This is a genomic window from Bifidobacterium tissieri, from assembly GCF_002259645.1.
Classification (GTDB): Bacteria; Actinomycetota; Actinomycetes; order Actinomycetales; family Bifidobacteriaceae; genus Galliscardovia; species Galliscardovia tissieri.
The window spans coordinates 23,970-42,279 of record NZ_MWWV01000006.1; the positions used below are offsets into that span (position 1 = coordinate 23,970).

Sequence of the window (18,310 nt, forward strand, 5' to 3'; positions counted from 1 at the left end):
GATCATCAGGATCATCAAGGGATCATCAAGAAAAGGAACCATGGAATCAAACGCCAGCATCATGCCATCGTCCGCACCATCCGTGACCATGCCACCGGTGGATCTCGGGCCCGTTCATGTGACGACGCCGGTGGTGTTGTCGCCTATGGCGGGGGTGACGAACTGGCCGTTCCGCGTGCTGTGTGAGGAATACGGTCCCGACGGCCTGTATGTGGCCGAGATGATCACGGCCAGGGCATTGGTGGCACGGAATCCCAAGGCATTGCGACTGTGCCGCTTTGCGCCGAGTGAGCGGATCCGCTCACTGCAGTTGTATGGTGTGAGTCCGGCGATCGTGGAGATGGCCGCCCGCATCGTGGTGGACGAGCATATGGCCGATCATGTGGATCTGAACTTCGGTTGCCCGGTGCCCAAGGTGACCCGTCGGGGCGGCGGCTCGGCGCTGCCGTGGAAGACCGAGCTGTTCCGGGAGATCATCCGTCGCGTGGTGCGGGTGTGCGCTCCGGAGAACATTCCGGTGACGGCGAAGATCCGCGTGGGTATCGACCACGACCATGAGACGTTCCTTGAAGCCGGGCGTATCGCCCAGGAGGAGGGCTGCGCCGCGGTGACGCTGCATGCGCGCACCACGGCGGAATACTATGGCGGGCACTCCGATTGGAGTCGCATCGGCGAACTGGTGGATGAGCTGGACATCCCCGTATTCGGCAACGGTGATATCTGGAGTGCCGAGGATGCGCTGGCCATGGTCCGCCAGACCGGATGCGCCGGCGTGGCCATCGGCAGGGGGTGCCAGGGGCGTCCGTGGCTGTTCGCCGACCTGAAGAACGCATTCGCCGGTTCCCCTGAACGGGTGAATCCCACCTTGGGCGAAGTGGGACAGGTGATGATGCGTCACGTGCAGCTGCTTACCGAGTTCTACGATGGCGACGAGGTCATGGCCGTACATGATCTGCGCAAGCATGTGGCCTGGTACCTCAAAGGGTTCCCGGTGGGGGGCGGTACGCGCCGCGCATTCATGGAATGTGAAAACTTGGAGGATGTTCGCCGGCGAATCGATGAGCTTGATCCGAGCATTCCGTTCCCGGAGTCCGCGGAAGGTAAGCCTCGAGGCCGGGTCCGCTATGCGAAAAAGGTCCATCTTCCCTACGGATGGCTGGATTCCCGGGAGCTGACCGAGGAACAGCGGCGGGATGTGATCAGTGCGGACCCGTTGGATGCCTCGTACTGATCAAAACTGCGTACACGCTATAAAATAAACACGTTTAGACGGTAATACTGCGATAGAGTTAGACATAACCGTGAGTGACAGGAGCATACAGTGAGCGACATTGCCCAGGCTGAGAACTTCAGCGATAAGACCCTCATCAAGGTTGTTGGTGTGGGCGGGGCCGGTGGCAACGCGGTGAACCGCATGATCGCCGAGGGCCTGCAGAATGTGGAGTTCGTTGCCATCAATACGGATGCCAAGGATCTGTTACGCTCCGATGCCGATGTCAAGATCTCCCTTTCCGATGCGTCCAGCCGTGGTCTCGGTGCCGGTGCTGACCCGGAGAAGGGTGCCAAGGCCGCCCAGGACCACCAGTCCGACATCGAGGAGGCGCTCAAAGGTGCCGATATGGTCTTCGTCACCTGTGGCGAGGGTGGCGGCACCGGTACCGGTGCCAGCCCGCTCGTGGCCCGTGCCGCACGTCAGCAGGGTGCGCTCACCATCGCCGTGGTCACTCGTCCGTTCAGCTTCGAAGGCCCGCGTCGTTCCGCGTCGGCCGACTCCGGCATCGAGAACCTGCGCAAGGAGGTCGATGCCCTGATCATCATCCCGAACGATCGTCTGCTTGACCTGTCCGATCGTTCCGTCAGCGTGATCGATGCCTTCAAGACCGCCGATTCGGCACTACTCGCCGGCGTGCAGGGCATCACCGACCTGATCACCATGAACTCCTACATCCACGTGGACTTCTCCGATGTCACGGCGATCCTCAAGGATGCCGGTACCGCGCTGTTCGGCATCGGCTCCGCCCGGGGAGAGGACCGCGCCAGCCAGGCCGCGGAGATCGCCATCAGCTCCCCGCTGCTCGAGGCCAGCATCGAGGGTGCCCACGGTGCCCTGCTCAACATCGCAGGCCCGACCGACCTTACCCTGCAGGAGGCGAACGAGGCCGCCGAGCTGGTGCGTCAGGCCATTCACCCCGAAGCCCAGATCATCTGGGGTCTTGCCCTCGACGACTCCTACGGCGACGAGGTGCGTGTCACCGTCATCGCGGCTGGCTTCGACGCCAAGAAGGGTGTGGAAAGCTACCGTCCGGCCGATCGTTCCGATGTGAAGGTTCCTCAGCTTCCCGAGCTGCACCTGACCAACGGTGCCGTGCAGTACGCACAGCAGCCCGCCACCGACGACACCTCGTCCCAGCCGGCGAGCAAGCCGGCGGCAACCCAGGCCACCGCTCCGACGGCCGCACAGCCGGCGGCACCGGCCGTGGCTCCGGTGAACCCCACGCCGCAGCCGCAGGTTCAGTATCCCGCGCCGGTGAACCCCACGGCAACGCCGTCGTCCACGTCCATGCCTGCCGTTCCGTCGTATGACGATGCCACGAACGAGCATGCCGCCGTCCCGCGCACCCCGAGGATCCCGGACTCCGAACTGGGCGATCTGGACATTCCCGACTTCCTGCGCTGATCGATAGTACTGGAGGGTTATCATGGCCGGTTTCATGAAGAACGCGATGACATATCTTGGCATGGCCGATGTCGTTGACGACGATGACGAGGTCGTGCCCGAGGACACCGACGCGGACGAGTCGCCGTCGTTCGATTCGGATCGCAGCGTGACGCCGGCCGCAGCTCCCACGCCCACACCGGCGGCGGCCCCCAGCCGTTCCCGTACCACACCGTTCAAGGGACAGCTCAATCGGATCACCACGATCCATCCGAAGTCCTATGAGGAAGCCCAGCTGGTGGGACGCGCCATTCGCGATGGTGTGCCGGTGGTGCTCAACCTCACCGGTGTGGAGGAAAGCACCGCATATCGCATCGTGGATTTCTCCGCCGGTGTGGTATTCGGTGTGCGAGGATCCATCGAACGTGTGACGCCTCGCGTGTTCCTGCTCAGTCCCGCTCAGGTGAATATCAAGGTGGAGGAGTCTCCGTCCTCATCGAATTCCGATATTTTCGGTGCCTGAGCTTTATTGTCGAAGACCATTGCTGATCGTTCCCATTAAGCGAACGATCAGCTGAGTTAAAGTCTTCCCTGATACGGTGAATGCATGACTTTCATTTATCTGTTGCGGTTGTTGCTGAGTCTGTTGATCAATGCCTATATATTCGTACTGTTCGTGCGGATGATTCTTGATTGGGTACGTGTATTGGCACCCCGATGGTATCCCCGGGGCGTGGTGTATTCCCTGATCGATGTGGTATATCGTCTCACCGAGCCGCCACTCAGATGGCTACGGCGGTATATCAAGCCACTGCCGCTGGGTGCGATCTACCTTGATGTGAGTTTTATCGTGCTGTATTTCGCGCTGGTCGTGCTGCAAATGCTGATTTAGCACCTGCGGATTTAACGCGAATTCAGAGCGGGGAATATACCTCAATCGCCTGTCGAATGAATTCGATGCGATATGGCACCGATGAACACCCCCGAACACTGCGTGTCGTCGGCGTAGCGCCTAGACAGTCACGGGCTACGTGCTAGCATGGTTCCGATACGTAATTTCATAAGCTCCCTACGAGCTGAGAGTGAGGTTGGGATCTGCAATGGCCCTGTTGACACCGAATGATATTCGTAACCATATTTTCCAGACGGTACGTTTCAAGGAAGGCTACGACATCGACGAGGTCGATGACTTCCTCGATGAAGTTACCGAAACGGTGGAGGCGCTGGGCAGTCAGGCCGCTCAGTCTGGTTCCACCCAGTCGCTGGGTCCCGATGTGGCCGCATTGAATGAGAAGATTTCCCAGCTGACCAATGAGAACAGCCAGCTGAAGGATCAGCTTGTCCAGGCCCAGCAGACGGCTCCGGAAGCGAAGGCGAATGATTCCGAGCAGGTGCAGGCGCTGGCCAGCCAGAATGCCCAGCTGAAGAGCCAGGTGGATCAGCTCAATGCCCAGATCGATCAGCTGACCGCCCAGTCGGCCAAGAGCGATGGTGCCGCCAGCCAGCTTGATGCCGAGCGTCGCCGTACCGCCGAGGTCTCCAACCAGCTGCAGGCCGCCAATGGTCAGCTACAGGCTCTGAACGGTCAGCTGCAGGCCGCCAAGCAGCAGATCGCCGCCCTCCAGCAGGCGCAGAACACCGCCAACGGCCAGAGCAACGATCAGATCGCCGCCCTGAACCGCGAACTGGAGGCATCCAAGGCCCGTGAGGAGCAGCTGCGTCAGCAGCTGGCCAAGGTCGAGCCGTCCACCGAGACCGGTAGCCTGCGCAAGATCGCCGGTGCCGGTGCCGGTGCCACCACCGAGCCCGAGCGCGCCACCGCCATGCTGGCACTGGCCATGCAGCTGCACGATCAGTATGTGGACAAGGGCAAGGCTCAGCGCGATCAGCTCATCGCCGATGGCCAGGCCAAGCACGAGGACGTCATCCAGAAGGCCGACGCCTACTCCAAGCGTATCCATCAGGATGCCGACGCCTACTCGCAGCGTGTGCATACCGAGGCCGACTCCTACGGCAAGAAGACCCGCAACGACGCCGATGTCTACCAGGCCAAGACCCGTAACGAGGCTGACGACTACTCCGCCAAGACCCGCAAGCAGGCCGACGAGTACTCCAAGAAGACGCACTCCGAGGCGGACGCCTACAGCAAGCAGACCCGTGCCGCCGCCGAGCAGTACGATGCCCAGGTACGCAAGGACACCGAGGCCGAGGCCAAGAAGATCCGCGACGTGGCTGACGAGTACGATCACCGCACCCGTAGTGCCGCCGATGACTACGCCCAGCAGGTCAAGGACAAGCTGTACACCGACTCCAAGGTCATCGAGGGCAACATCGAAGGCCTCAAGCAGTTCGAGGCCGAGTACCGTAGCCGCCTGACCGAGTTCCTCGGCCAGCTGACCACGCAGATCTCGGACACGAACAACTACCAGTCCATGCAGGACTTCAACGGTGGCAACCGCTGATCATTCCGACTGTATGACTGAGAACACTGTCGCAAGACGGCCGCGTATGTGCGTGGCCGTCTTCGCATGCGTGGCCCTTGTCGCACTGGTGCTGGATCGCATCACCAAGAACATGGCGCTTTCCTCGCTGACCACCGATCACGATATCAGTGTGATTCCCGGGCTGCTGTCGTTGCGTCTCCTACACAACCCCGGTGCCTCGTTGGGCATGGGATCCTCCACCACGTGGTTGATCTCGCTGTTGGCCATCGTCGCGTCGATCGCACTCTTCGTTGCCGGTGTCATTACCACGGACTGGCGTTGGGCGGTATGCCTTGGACTGGCGTTCGGCGGAGCCGTGGGCAATCTTATCGACCGTGTCATGTATGCCACAGGATTCCTTGACGGCAGAGTGGTCGATTTTCTCAACTATGGATGGTCCGTGGGCAACGTGGCCGATATCTGGCTGATGGTGGCAGGTATCGGACTCGTACTGCTCATCGTGCTTTCCGTGCCGTTCCGGCCGACACGGGAAGGAGCGACCGACACCACATCCAATGACGATATGACGGAGACACGCTGATGCCCATCGTTCCAGCACCCGACGCCCTCATCGGCAAGCGTTTCGACGTGGCCGTGGCCAAGATGACGGGGGAGTCCCGTTCCAAGGCCAGCGATCTGATCACATCCGGCCAGGTGAAGCTGCTCGGCCGCTCCTGCGACCGTTCCACCACCTTGCTTGCCGGAGACATGGTCGAGTTCGACCTCGTCAAGGAGGAGAACAAACCCGAACCGATTGCCGACGACATGGCCATCGTCTACGAGGACGACGACGTGGTGATCGTCGACAAGCCGGTGGGCGTTGCCGCCCATGCCTCCGTGGGATGGACGGGCCCGACCGTGCTGGGCAGTCTGCTGCATCGCGGTGTGCACATCACGGATTACGGAGCCGCCGGGCGTCAGGGTATCGTCAGCCGTCTTGATGTCGGCACCAGCGGTCTGATGCTGGTGTGCAAATCCGAACTCGCCTACAAGGAGATGCGCCGACAGTTCTCCGAACACGAGGTCGTCAAGACGTATCACGCGGTAACACAGGGCGATCTCGCCCAGGACAAGGCCACCATTGAGGCGCCGATCGGCCGGGCCAAGGTATCCGACTTCCGGTTCACGGTCACGCCAAGCGGCAAGGCGGCCGTCACACACTGGGATGTGCTGGAACGATTCGGTGAGGCCACGCTGGCCAAGATCAATCTTGAAACTGGTCGCACCCATCAGATCCGTGTGCACTTTTCATCGATCGGGCACCCTCTGGTGGGGGACCACATGTATGGCGCCAATCCGAAACTTGCCGAGGAACTGGGACTCGAACGCCAGTGGCTGCACGCCATGGAACTCGATTTCCGGCATCCCCGCACCCGTATCTGGACGCACGTGGCCTCACATTATCCGGCCGATCTGCAGCATGCGCTCGATGTGCTGCGCACCCGTCACGAGGATCGTACGGATCAGTCGTGATGGCGGAGCCGGTCAGATCAGCGCCAGAGAGTTCAGCAATGCCAGAGCAAGCATCGGCATCACGCTGATCACCATGCCGATGAGACCCAGCCACCATCCATGGGCCCGCTGTTTGGTACGGGGATGGGGAATGGCGCATTCGAGAATGCCCGCGACTCCCGCGATCAGCGCACCGATGCCACTCGGTCGGATGATCAGCGATGATGTCGTGGATGCGATCGTCGACAAGGCGAACAGACTTACGGTGCCCTTGTGCCCGATACCAAGGAGATATGAGGCCATCAACCCCATGAAGCCGAACGATACGGAACACAGAATACCCAGCATGAGCGCGATCACCGCGAACACGGACAATCGTCGTTTTGCAATGCCGGTAGTTGTTGATGCCTGATCGTCAATCGGAGGAACGCCCAAGCGGGCAAGCATACTGTTGCCTGGCGCCGTTGCCGGTATGCCGTCGGAGATGCCGGTGACAGACACGATATCGGCACCTGCGGCATCGGCGTGATCGACATCGTCAATGACTTCGCTAGGAACGACGCCGGTCCGAACGAAGTCCATATAGGCGGGAGCCGGCTGTGGGCCCTGCACATCGGGCCACGGATCCGGTCTGGAAGCATCCTCGGTCTGCGGTGAGCCCGTTGACGGACAACCGGCCGAAACGAGCGGTGTCGTCACCGCCACGGATGGTGATGCAGTGCGTGTGATGGTCTCGTCCATGAGATCTCCTTTCCTGGATGATCATTTTCGCGTGATCATCCATGCGACTATGCAGGTGTACGCGGTTCCGTCATTGGAATCGGTGACTCCCATCGTCACTCGTAGGCACCGGCAGGGGCAAGCATGTGCGACCAATGTGGTCGAATGTGAATTACGCTTGGAATTGCAACGAAAACGAGCACGCCGAGCCCGTACGGTATGGTGGAAACCATGGCTGAATCGGGAAAGAACTTCGTACAACTGCACAACCATACGCATTATTCGCTGCTCGACGGCGCGTCGAAGATCCCGAATCTGGTGAACCGCGTCAAGGAACTCGGCATGCCGGCCGTGGGCATCACCGACCACGGCAACATGCACGGCGCATACGAGATGTGGAGCACCGCCGTAAAGGCCGGAGTCAAGCCGATCATCGGCATCGAGGCGTATGTGACGCCGGAAACCGCCAGGCAGGACAAGTCCCGAGTCCATTGGGGCACCGAGGCGCAACGACGTGACGACGTCTCCGGCGGCGGTCTGATCACCCACCTGACCATGTGGGCGGAAACCGACGAGGGACTGGTGAACCTGACCAAGGCCAGTTCCGTGGCCAACCTCGAAGGCCGCGTCATGCGCTATCCGCGTATGGACAAGGAAGTGCTGTCCACATATTCGAAAGGCGTGATCGCATCCTCCGGCTGCCCGTCCGGCATCATCCAGACGAGGCTTCGTCTCGGCCAGTTCGATGAGGCGTTGCGCGCCGCCGGCGAAATGCAGGACATCTTCGGCCGTGACAACTTCTATATCGAGCTCATGGACCACGGGCTGAAGATCGAAACGCAGGTGACCAAGGATCTGCTGACGATCGCGAAGAAGCTCGGTGCGCCGCTGCTCGCCACCAACGACTCCCACTACGTACTCGAGGAGGATCGCGGGGCGCAGGACGCCATGCTGTGCATCAACTCCGGCAGCCGTCTCGACGACCCCGACCGGTTCAAGTTCGACGGATCCGGCTACTACATCAAATCCGCCGAGGAGATGCGCGAACTGTTCAAGGAACTGCCCGAGGCGTGCGACAACACGCTGGAGATCGCCGAACGCTGCAACGTGATGTTCGACGACAACGAGGACGGCGCGTTCATGCCGCAGTTCGACTGCCCCGAAGGCTGGGACGAGACCTCCCTGTTCCTCAAGAAGGTGGAGGAGGGGCTCGAGAAGCGCTACGAGGGCAACGTGCCCGAGCACGTGTCCAAGCAGGCCGACTACGAGTGCGGCGTGATCTGCCAGATGCAGTTCCCCGGCTACTTCCTGGTGGTATCCGACTACATCAACTGGGCGAAGGAGCACGGCATCATGGTGGGTCCGGGACGAGGCTCCGCCGCAGGCGCCATGGTCGCCTACGCGATGGGCATCACCGAACTCGACCCGCTTGAGCATGGTCTGATCTTCGAGAGGTTCCTCAACCCGGAACGTGTGTCCCTGCCGGATATCGACGTCGACTTCGACCCCGAAGGCCGCATGAAGGTCCTGGAATACGTGGCCGACAAATACGGTCACGACAAGGTGGCCCAGTGCGTGATCTACGGCACCATCAAGACCAAGCAGGCGCTCAAGGACTCCGCACGCATCATGGGATACGAGTTCTCCGTGGGCGAGCGCGTCACCAAGGCGCTGCCCCCGGCCGAGACCGGCGGCAAGGACATCAAGCTGCACGACATCTTCGATCCGAGCGCCAAACGCTACGCCGAGGCGCGCGAATATCGCGAACTATACGATTCCGATCCGGACGTCAAGCGCATCACCGAAGAGGCGATGGGCATCGAGGGCCTGATCCGCCAGACCGGTGTGCACGCCTGCGCCACGATCATGGGATCCGAGCCCATCACCAACACGTCGCCGCTGCTGGAACGCACCGACGGTACCGTGACCACCACATTCGAATACCACACGTGCGAAACGCTCGGTCTGGTCAAGATGGACTTCCTCGGCCTATCCAACCTTACGGTGATCCGAGACACCCTGCGCAATGTGGCGAACAACGGCAAGGAGCCGATCGACTACACCAAGATCCCGCTGGATGACGAGCCGACCTACCAGCTGCTGTCCCGCGGCGACACGCTCGGCGTGTTCCAGCTCGATGGCGACGGCATGCGTTCGCTGCTGCGCACACTCAAGCCGACCAACTTCAACGATATCTCCGCACTCATCGCCCTGTACCGACCGGGCCCGATGAGTATGGAATCGCACACCAACTACGCCAAGCGCAAGAACGGCCTGCAGAAGATCGAGCCGATCCACCCCGAACTCGACCAGCCGCTCAAGGAGGTGCTCGACGAGACCTACGGTCTGATCATCTACCAGGAGCAGGTGCAGTCAGCAGCCCGAATCCTCGCCGGCTACTCGCTCGGCAAGGCCGACGTGCTGCGTCGAGCCATGGGCAAGAAGAAGCCGGAGGTGCTGGCCAAGGAAAAGGTGCCGTTCTTCGCCGGAATGAAGGAGCACGGCTACTCCGAGGAGGCGGCCGAGGCCATCTGGGAGATCCTGGTCCCGTTCTCCGGCTACGCGTTCAACAAGGCGCACTCCGCAGCCTACGGACTGATCTCCTACTGGACCGCCTATCTCAAGACCCACTATCCGGTGGAGTTCATGGCCGCACTGCTGCAGGGCGCGTCCACCAACAAGGACAAGACCGCGCTCTACCTCGGCGAAGCGCGTCGCATGGGCATCCAGGTGCTCTCGCCCGACGTGAACGAATCGGTGTACGAGTATTCGGCAGTCGGCGACGTGGTGCGATTCGGTCTGGGCGCCATCCGCAACGTGGGCGAAAACGCCGTCAAGGAGATCATCGAGGAACGCAACAGTCCGCGTGGCAAGTACGTGAACTTCATGGACTACATCAAGCGCGTACCGCTCGCCGCGCTGAACCGCCGACTCGTCGAATCGTTGATCAAGGCCGGCGCATTCGACTCCATCGACCCGAACCGTCGCGCCCTCTTCCAGATCCACGAGACCGCGATCAACCAGATCGTGCCGCTCAAACGCAAGGAGGCCGAAGGCCAGTTCGACCTGTTCGCCGACCTCGACGGAGGAGACGACGACGGCGGGGACGCCATGGGCGATGCCGACGTGCAGATCCCCGACGTGGAGGAATGGGACAAGAAGACCAAGCTCAACTTCGAACGCGAAATGCTCGGCCTCTACGTCTCCGACCACCCGCTCAGCGGCATGAGCGCCGTACTCGCCGGACTGCGCGACATGTCGATCGCCCACCTGATCGACCGGGCCAAGACCATGCCCGAACGCGAACAGGTGGCGCTCGCCGGCCTGATCACCGGCATCGACCGGCGTGTATCGAAGAAGGGCAACCCATGGGCGATCGTGACGATCGAGGACCTGGAAAGCTCCATCCAATGCATGTTCTTCGGCAAGGCATACGAATCGGCCGCCGCCGAAATGGCGCTGGACACCGTGGTGCGCATCCGCGGGCAGGTGGAGGTACGTGACGAGACCGTATCGTTGCGTGCCACTGAAATGGAAGTACCCACGCTGGAGGCGGAGGACGAGCGCTCGCTGGTGATCATGCTGCCCGAAGCGGCCATCGACCACGCGCATGTGGAGCGGCTGGCCGGCATCCTGCATCAGCATCCCGGCTATTGCGAGGTGAAGCTCGCCGTCGTGGATGCCAAGGGAGGGGTGACGATGCTGACGCTCGGCGATGGATTCCGCGTCAAACGCGACACATCGCTGTTCGGCGAGATCAAGACCGTGTTCGGTCCGGCCTGTCTGGCGGCGGCCTGAGCCGGTCAACCGACGGACAGCCGCGCAGAGCGGACACATCGCGCGGCTACAATGACGCACGGAAGGGGAAAGCCATGAAGAACGCTGCCGAAGATCATGTGAGAACCGTCGCCGATCTGTTCGTCGAATGCCTGGTCAACGAGGGCGTCGACACGATCTACGGCATTCCGGGCGAGGAGAACATCCCGCTCATGGAGGCCATCGAACGGAACGGACGCATTCGGTTCGTGCTCACCAGGCATGAGCAGGGGGCCGGATTCATGGCCGCCACGCACGGCCATCTCACCGGCAAGCCGGGCGTGTGTCTGGCGACGCTTGGGCCAGGCGCGCTCAACCTCACCCTGCCGGTGGCGCAGGCGAACGCCAGTACCACGCCGCTCGTGGCGATCTGCGCGCAGGGAAGCGTGGGCCGTCTGTACAAGGAATCCCATCAGATCGTCGATCTGGTGTCGGTATTCAAACCGTTGACCCAATGGTCGGCGATGATCATGACACCGGAATCCACGCCCGAAATGATCCGCAAGGCCTTTTCGATCTCGCAGCGCAATCGTCCCGGTGCCACCTGCCTGGTCCTGCCGGAGGACGTGGCCGAAATGCCGGCTCCGGAAAACGCCAAACCGTTGCCGTTGCCCAAGCCGACCCATCTCATGCCCGCCGACGACACGATCGACGAGGCCATATCGATCATCCGCGAGGCGAAACGTCCGGTCATTCTCGCCGGCAACGGCGTCACACGCGCCCACGCGCAGGATCGACTGCGTGAACTGGCGGACCTGCTCAACGTGCCGGTGGCCACCACGTTCGAAGGCAAGGGCGTGTTCTCTGACAAGCTGCCGAATGCGCTCGGCGTGGTCGGATTCATGCACAAGGACTACGAGAACTTCGCGTTCGACACCGCCGACCTGATCATCGCCATCGGCTTCTCGATCCAGCAGTTCGATCCGAAGAAGATCAACCCGAACGATGACAAGACCATCATCCACATCAACACATTCGTGGAGGATACGGACGCGCACTATTCCACCGCCCTGAACATCATGGCCGACATCGACCAGACGCTCGCCGTGCTGATCGGCCGTCTGCGCTGGGAGGGTATCACGTTCGACGACTCGCACCCGGCGATCCGCGAACTGCTCAACCGCGAATACGAGTCCTGCGCCGACGACGACTCGTTCCCGATGAAGCCGCAGCGCATCGTCTACGATACGCGTCGCGCGGTGGACGACAACGGCGTGGTGCTCGTCGATACGGGAGCGCTCAAGATGTGGATGGCGCGCCTGTACCCCACGTATCATCCCAACACCTGCGTGATCGACAACTCGCTGTCCACCATGGCATGGACGCTGCCTGGTGCCGTGGCTGCGTCGATGGCCAATCCCGACCGTCCCGTGCTCGCCGTGATGGGCGACGGCAGCTTCATGATGAACGTGCAGGAGATCGAAACGGCGGTGCGTTGCGGCTGCCGCATGGTGATTCTGGTGTGGGTGGACGAGGCCTACGGTCTGATCAAGTGGAAGATGGACATCCACGACGGCACGCACGAATACGTGGACTTCAACAACCCCGATGTGGTGGCGCTTGGTGCGAGCTTCGGCGCCAAGGGCCACGAAATCGAAAGCGCCGACGAGCTGTATCCCGTGCTGCGGCATGCGTTGCGTTCCGGCAGCGGTGTGGACATCATCTCCTGTCCGGTGGATTACAGCGAGAACATGCGACTCATCGACAAGCTGGGCGACATCGACTTCTCCGGCTGATTCGGTTTCGGCTGGCAATGTCCGATGTTCGTTCCGCGAGTGATGGGTGCTCATGCCGTGCAAGGCTCGGGCAGAGCCGGGGCTAGGATGATCCAGTCGTTCGATCCGATCGATTGCGCGCACTCGGTCGGACGCTGGAAAACGGGAGAGGATCAGAACCATGCGGGCAGGCAGTGGCGGAGCAACCGGACGGGGACGCGGCGGAACCGTTGGCCGGGCGTTTCAGGCGGCGTTCCCGCTCACTGTGCCGATCGCTGCCGGCTTCCTGTTTCTTGGCTGCTCGTACGGTCTGCTCATGCATGCCAAGGGGTTCGCGTTCCTGTACCCGGTGTGCATGGCGTTTTTCATCTTCGCCGGCTCGATGGAGTTCGTGACGGTGAACCTGCTGCTCAGCGCGTTCAATCCGGTCGCCGCATTCATGCTGGCGCTGATGGTGAACGCCCGTCACCTGTTCTACGGACTGTCGATGCTCGGCAAATACAAGAACATGGGATGGAAGAAGCCATACCTGATCTTCGCGATGTGCGACGAGAGCTTCGCCATCAACTCCAGTGCGAGGATTCCCGAGGACGTGGACCGTGGATGGTTCATGCTGTTCGTGAATCTGCTCAATCGGTGGTATTGGATCTTCGGCACGGCGCTCGGCTGGTTGGTCGGCGGACTGCTGCCGGTGAGCACGCGTGGCATCGAATTCGTGCTTACCGCGCTGTTTCTGGTGATCTTTCTCGATCAGTGGATGGGAACCGACGGCGGGTTGCGCGCGCATCTGCCGGCCATGATCGGCGTGCTCGCTTCGGCCGGATGCCTGATGGTGTTCGGCTCGGATGGATTCATGATTCCGTCGATGATCGCCATGCTTGTGCTGTTCGTGGCGTTGCGTCCATGGCTGGATGAGCTGAAGACGGGCGGGGACCATGATAAGCGTGATGATATGGAGGTGACGGCATGACCATGACCGTATGGCAGAGCGTGATCACCATCGCCGTGGTGGCATTGGGCACCATGATCACCCGGTTCCTGCCGTTCATCGTGTTCCCGGAGTCCAAACAGCCGCCGCGGTTCATTGACTATCTGGGGCGCGTGCTGCCGTTCGCCATGACCGGACTGCTGGTCGTGTATTCGCTGAAGGACGTGTCGCCCATGACGGGGAATCACGGTATTCCCGAACTCATCGCCATGGCGGTGATCGTGGCGTTGCACGCATGGAAGCGCAACATGCTGCTATCGATCGCCGGCGGAACGATTCTGTACATGGTGCTGGTGCAGCTGGTATTCGTCTGATCGAATGATCAATCGGATCGCTGAAATCATCAACTTGCGATGAACTGTCGAACATTTTGATTTGTTTTTCGCCCATGGGCAAACATCGGGAATACGGGAAAAACGACGGACCTAAACTGCCAAAAGACGTAATTGTCAACGAGCGCTCGAAAAAGAGGCGAAGTATGAGCAGTGGCAAGTCGATGTTGGTGAGTGAGATGGTGGGGGAGTTCATCGAGTCGAATCCGCACCTGAGGGTTGATGCGTTCGATGGATCCTCCTTCGGCCCCGACGATGCGGATCTGGTGGTGAAGGTCACGTCGCCGGCCGCGGTCTATCAGTTGCTCGCCCACCCCAATGAGATCGGTGCCGTACGCGCCTACGTGCTGGGCGATTTCGACATTGAGGGCATCGACTACGCCGATCCGTATCCGGAACTGCGCAAGCTGCTGTCGCTGGCCCCTTACGTGAAGAAGCCCTCGCCGGCCGCCGTCGCCAAGGTCGCCGCCGCGGTACTGTCCCACGGACTGCGCCGTCCGCCGGTGCCCGAGACCGAAGGCCCTTCCAAGTTCGCCCGTATCAAGGCCGGTCTGCTGCCGCACACCGAGAAGGCCGACTCCGAAACCGTGAGCTACCACTACGACCAGTCCAACGAGTTCTACGCCGACTTCCTCGGGCCGTCCATGACCTACACCTGCGCAGTGTTCGACAATGAGAAGATGAGCCTTGAGGACGCGCAGGCCAACAAACTGCGTCTCATTCTCGACAAGCTTGGACTCAAGCCCGGCGAACGGCTGCTCGACATCGGCTGCGGCTGGGGATCCATGGTCATCACCGCCGCCCGCCGCGGCATCAAGGCGCTGGGCGTCACCCTGTCCAAAGAACAGGCCGCCTACGCGCAGGAGTGGATTCGTCGTGAAGGACTCGAGGACCTGGCCGAGGTGCGCGTGCAGGACTACCGCGACGTGCCCGAGCACGACTTCGACGGCATCTGCTCGATCGGCATGATGGAGCACGTGGGCGTGAAGAACTACCAGAGCTACTTCGAGGAGATGTTCCATCTGCTCAAGCCCATGGGACGCCTGCTCAACCATCAGATCACCATCAGCCACGACAAGCCGGACGGCAAGCCCGGCACCGACGAGTTCCTCGACCGGTACATCTTCCCCGACGGCGATCTGGGCGCTCCGGGATTCATCGAATCGTGCATCCACGACGCCGGTTTCAACGTGGTGCATCAGGAGAACCTGCGTCAGCATTACGCACTGACCCTGCACCACTGGAACCATAATCTGTCCGAGCATTGGGACGACGCCGCGAAGCAGGTCGGGTTCGAACGCGCCAAGGTGTGGGGTCTGTACATGGCTGCCTGCGCGCTCAACTTCGAGATCGACGGCATCCAGATCCACCAGTTCCTCGCCATCAAGCCCGATCGCGTAGGCCACCCCGACGGCAAGTGGTACCCGCTGCGTCCCTGGTGGAAGGCCTGAGCCTGCCCACTGCCCCTGCCCCCGTCCCCGTCCCACCGTCCTTAGTGTGATCACACTACCGAAGGTAATTGCCCCAAAACGTTGCAATTTCAACACCCTCATTTTTTAGTGTGATCACACTAAGGAGAGGCGGTGATCGAAATGCGGGATGGTGGTCACATTCCGGATGAATTGCGGAAGAATTGGGCTGCTGTTTGCTATGACAGTGTCGGTTGATCGACGTCATCTGCGTTGGTGTGCGCGCGGAACCAGTCGACGATTCCGCTAATGATGTCCATCGTCCTTGAACGCAATAGTATGAACCATGATGGTGCCACCGTGCCACCATAGGCTTCGATGGAGAGCCCCGCCAAATTCGACCGTGCGGGGTGCCGCGACGACAAAACGGTCTGATTGATCCGAGTCCGAAACGTATCGCAAACAGTTGCGATATATCGTCGGAATCGTGTGTTCTTGCCGGAAGCTGTCCTCTGAAGATGGCAATATTCCGCGAGATGCTTGACCAGGGATTTGTTGGTCTCGATACTTGAAGTATCGGCAACAATGCCGATGATATTCAAAGGAGAATATTATGTGTGGGTATCTCAGGAAGGCCGTAGCCAGTGTGGTGTCGGTTGTATTCCTGTTCTTCGGATTTGCTGGCATCGCAAATGCGAAGGATATGACAGGGGCGACCGCAGCAACTGTTCATGTGCAGGATTCCGGCAATTTGCCGTCTGCCGCAGAGGTTCAGAAGATTCAGGCCGCACTGCCTAATGGCGGATACGAGTATATCGGATCAATTGATGGATTCGATATCTACGCTCAGAAGGATCCTCAAGGCGAGTCATCTCTCCGGGCGTTGCCTGAAGGATGGACTCCTGATAATGGTGATGAGCCTCAAGCATATGGTGCTTGTACCGTCGCGGTCACTGCCGCCGTGTTTGGGCTAGGAGCTGCCGTGATCGGCCTTGCTGCTACAGCAGGCGGCTTGTGGGTGGCCGGTGTTTTCCTATCGCCTCAGGTGTTAGGACTTCTCGCAGGAGCGATGGGAAGCTATTCTGCAGTAGAAGCGATAATCGCAGAATTTGTTTGCTGATGCTTGATGTGGTTCTGGGATTATTCTCAGAGCCACATAGTTTCATCTATTAAGGAGAAAACAAATGTGGGTATTGTTCCGTGTCGGTGAGGTAGCATTAGCAATCGGTCTGATTTTAACGGTTATTACGTTGGTCTCAAAAGAAAGTGACCGCACGCAGATTTTTCGAATTGCCACTTTTATGTGTTACCTCACAGCAGGCGTTTTTATGTTAATAAGTCAACTTTTATCTTAATGCAATGTCTAAAACCATAATTGACATCTGTAGATGTCAATCTTGTGTGAAACTGTGTCATTTTTTTTAATCCGTCACTTGGTGTACCGGATTTGTAGTTGATCCTTTCCAGGCTCATGCTTGGGTCGAAGTGAGCGGACAACCTGTTGACGAAGATGAGGATATTGGGAAATATACCCTTGTTAAGAAAATCTAATACTTTTCTTATTGACATTATATTGGTAATTTGATTTATTGTTTCCCAATTAGATTGTAGTTTCAGCTTGCTAACATTGAAAAATATAAAACTCTTATGAAAGAGCTTTCCGTAGTGAAGCAGAATATGCTTCAATGAAGATTTCTATTAAATTAGGGGAGGGGGATAGGTCGTGTTCCCCTTGAGTTACGCTTATCCCCCGATTCGGAGTTGTTTGCGGAACTAGTCCTCCTCGTGCCAGTGCGGGTTCTGGCCGAAGGTGTAGCCTTCCGGATTATCCATCGCGGCGATGTCGCGCATGTCCTGATCGTCGAGTTCGAATCCGGTCAGATCGAGATTGGCGCGCTGGCGTTCGCGGTTCATCGACTTCGGGATCGCCACATCGCCCAGCTGCACGTGCCAGCGCAGGATCACGGCCACGGGGGAGACGCCGTGCTTCTCGGCGATGCGGACGATGTCCGGGTCGCGCAGCATCTGGTTGGCGCGGCCCAGCGGACTCCACGCCTCGGTGATGATGCCATGTGCGTCGTCGTAGGCGCGCTGCTCGTTCTGCTGGAAGAACGGATGCAGTTCCACCTGGTTGACGGCAGGTGTGACGCCCGTGGCGCGGATCAGCAGATCGATGTGGCCAGGCAGGAAGTTGCTGACGCCGATATGCTTTACGATGCCCTGCCGCTGCGCGTCGACCAGCGCCTGCCATGCCTCCACGAACTGGCCCTGTGACGGGTTCGGCCAGTGGATGAGATACAGATCGATGTAGTCGAGACCCATGCGTGCCACCGACTCCTCGATCGTGGCACGGGCCTGATCGTACTGATGATGACGTCCCGGTAGCTTCGACGTGACGATGATGTCCTCGCGCGGCACGTCGGATTCGCGGATCGCCTTGCCGACCACACCCTCGTTCTCATAGTTGAACGCCGAGTCGACCAGACGATAGCCCACTTCGAGCGCCGACTTGATCGCGTCAACGCCCGCGAAGCCGTTGACCTTGTACGTACCGAATCCGATGACGGGCAGTTCCAGTCCGTCATGCGCCTTACGTACGGGAATGGCCGGTGGTTCCATCAATGCCATGATCGCTCCTTATCACTAGCGGTGACCTGCGGCGTGCCGATTTGTGTATCGGTACACCTCCGCTCTCCACTGTACGCCTGCCGCGGGTGTATTCCACGAACGGCGAACAGC

At 60.0% G+C, this 18,310-nt stretch carries 15 protein-coding genes and 1 pseudogene; 14 read left to right on the forward strand and 2 right to left on the reverse strand.

The features are described 5' to 3' along the window. Positions 1 to 61 precede the first annotated feature (61 nt). From dusB to BTIS_RS05185, 7 genes are all read left to right on the forward strand, one after another. Positions 62 to 1,231 (forward strand): tRNA dihydrouridine synthase DusB, encoded by a 1,170-nt coding sequence (gene dusB, locus BTIS_RS05155; RefSeq protein WP_169713068.1) that lies wholly within the window; start codon positions 62 to 64, stop codon positions 1,229 to 1,231. A gap of 90 nt (positions 1,232 to 1,321) precedes the next feature. Next, a complete protein-coding gene (ftsZ, locus tag BTIS_RS05160) occupies positions 1,322 to 2,677 on the forward strand; it encodes a cell division protein FtsZ (RefSeq protein WP_094663327.1) in 1,356 nt (451 codons plus the stop codon). 22 nt (positions 2,678 to 2,699) lie between these two features. Continuing rightward, the gene (locus tag BTIS_RS05165) at positions 2,700 to 3,179 is read left to right on the forward strand and encodes a cell division protein SepF (protein ID WP_094663329.1); all 480 of its coding nucleotides are present in this window, start codon (positions 2,700 to 2,702) and stop codon (positions 3,177 to 3,179) included. An 84-nt stretch (positions 3,180 to 3,263) separates the two neighbouring features. Next, complete coding sequence (locus tag BTIS_RS05170; protein WP_094663331.1) at positions 3,264 to 3,548, forward strand: YggT family protein; 285 nt, start codon at positions 3,264 to 3,266, stop codon at positions 3,546 to 3,548. Between the two features lie 208 nt (positions 3,549 to 3,756). After that, positions 3,757 to 5,118 carry a DivIVA domain-containing protein gene (locus BTIS_RS05175; protein ID WP_094663333.1) on the forward strand — a complete coding sequence of 454 codons (1,362 nt, stop codon included), beginning with the start codon at positions 3,757 to 3,759 and terminating at the stop codon, positions 5,116 to 5,118. Positions 5,119 to 5,131: 13 nt separating this feature from the next. Continuing rightward, positions 5,132 to 5,680 carry a signal peptidase II gene (locus BTIS_RS05180; protein ID WP_094663718.1) on the forward strand — a complete coding sequence of 183 codons (549 nt, stop codon included), beginning with the start codon at positions 5,132 to 5,134 and terminating at the stop codon, positions 5,678 to 5,680. Continuing rightward, positions 5,677 to 6,612 carry an RluA family pseudouridine synthase gene (locus tag BTIS_RS05185; protein ID WP_094663335.1) on the forward strand — a complete coding sequence of 312 codons (936 nt, stop codon included), beginning with the start codon at positions 5,677 to 5,679 and terminating at the stop codon, positions 6,610 to 6,612. Before BTIS_RS05180 ends, BTIS_RS05185 begins: the two co-directional genes overlap by 4 nt. Positions 6,613 to 6,624: 12 nt before the next feature. Here the strand turns inward: BTIS_RS05185 and BTIS_RS05190 are convergent, their stop codons facing one another. Then, complete coding sequence (locus tag BTIS_RS05190) at positions 6,625 to 7,332, reverse strand: hypothetical protein (protein ID WP_094663337.1); 708 nt, start codon at positions 7,330 to 7,332, stop codon at positions 6,625 to 6,627. Between the two features lie 210 nt (positions 7,333 to 7,542). Between BTIS_RS05190 and dnaE the strand changes: the two genes are divergently transcribed. From dnaE to BTIS_RS12305, 7 genes and pseudogenes are all read left to right on the forward strand, one after another. Next, complete coding sequence (gene dnaE, locus BTIS_RS05195; RefSeq protein WP_169713061.1) at positions 7,543 to 11,109, forward strand: DNA polymerase III subunit alpha; 3,567 nt, start codon at positions 7,543 to 7,545, stop codon at positions 11,107 to 11,109. A gap of 74 nt (positions 11,110 to 11,183) precedes the next feature. Beyond that, positions 11,184 to 12,863: an acetolactate synthase large subunit gene (locus BTIS_RS05200; RefSeq protein WP_094663341.1), complete on the forward strand. Its 1,680-nt coding sequence runs from the start codon at positions 11,184 to 11,186 to the stop codon at positions 12,861 to 12,863. A gap of 160 nt (positions 12,864 to 13,023) precedes the next feature. Then, positions 13,024 to 13,812, forward strand: a complete 789-nt coding sequence (locus BTIS_RS05205; RefSeq protein ID WP_094663343.1) for an AzlC family ABC transporter permease — start codon at positions 13,024 to 13,026, stop codon at positions 13,810 to 13,812. Beyond that, complete coding sequence (locus BTIS_RS05210; protein ID WP_094663345.1) at positions 13,809 to 14,144, forward strand: branched-chain amino acid transporter permease; 336 nt, start codon at positions 13,809 to 13,811, stop codon at positions 14,142 to 14,144. Before BTIS_RS05205 ends, BTIS_RS05210 begins: the two co-directional genes overlap by 4 nt. Before the next feature lie 164 nt (positions 14,145 to 14,308). Then, entirely contained in the window at positions 14,309 to 15,613 is a 1,305-nt protein-coding gene (locus BTIS_RS05215) for a class I SAM-dependent methyltransferase (RefSeq protein WP_094663347.1), read from the forward strand. 571 nt (positions 15,614 to 16,184) lie between these two features. Further along, on the forward strand, positions 16,185 to 16,691 hold the full coding sequence (locus BTIS_RS05220; RefSeq protein WP_094663349.1) for a hypothetical protein: 507 nt from the start codon (positions 16,185 to 16,187) through the stop codon (positions 16,689 to 16,691). A gap of 320 nt (positions 16,692 to 17,011) precedes the next feature. Then, a pseudogene (locus BTIS_RS12305) lies at positions 17,012 to 17,122 on the forward strand (lasso peptide biosynthesis protein); the annotation flags it as partial. Between the two features lie 222 nt (positions 17,123 to 17,344). On the opposite strand, the gene BTIS_RS05230 reads toward BTIS_RS12305, so the two are convergent. Further along, positions 17,345 to 18,193 (reverse strand): aldo/keto reductase, encoded by an 849-nt coding sequence (locus tag BTIS_RS05230; RefSeq protein WP_094663720.1) that lies wholly within the window; start codon positions 18,191 to 18,193, stop codon positions 17,345 to 17,347. Between the last annotated feature and the right edge of the window lie 117 nt (positions 18,194 to 18,310).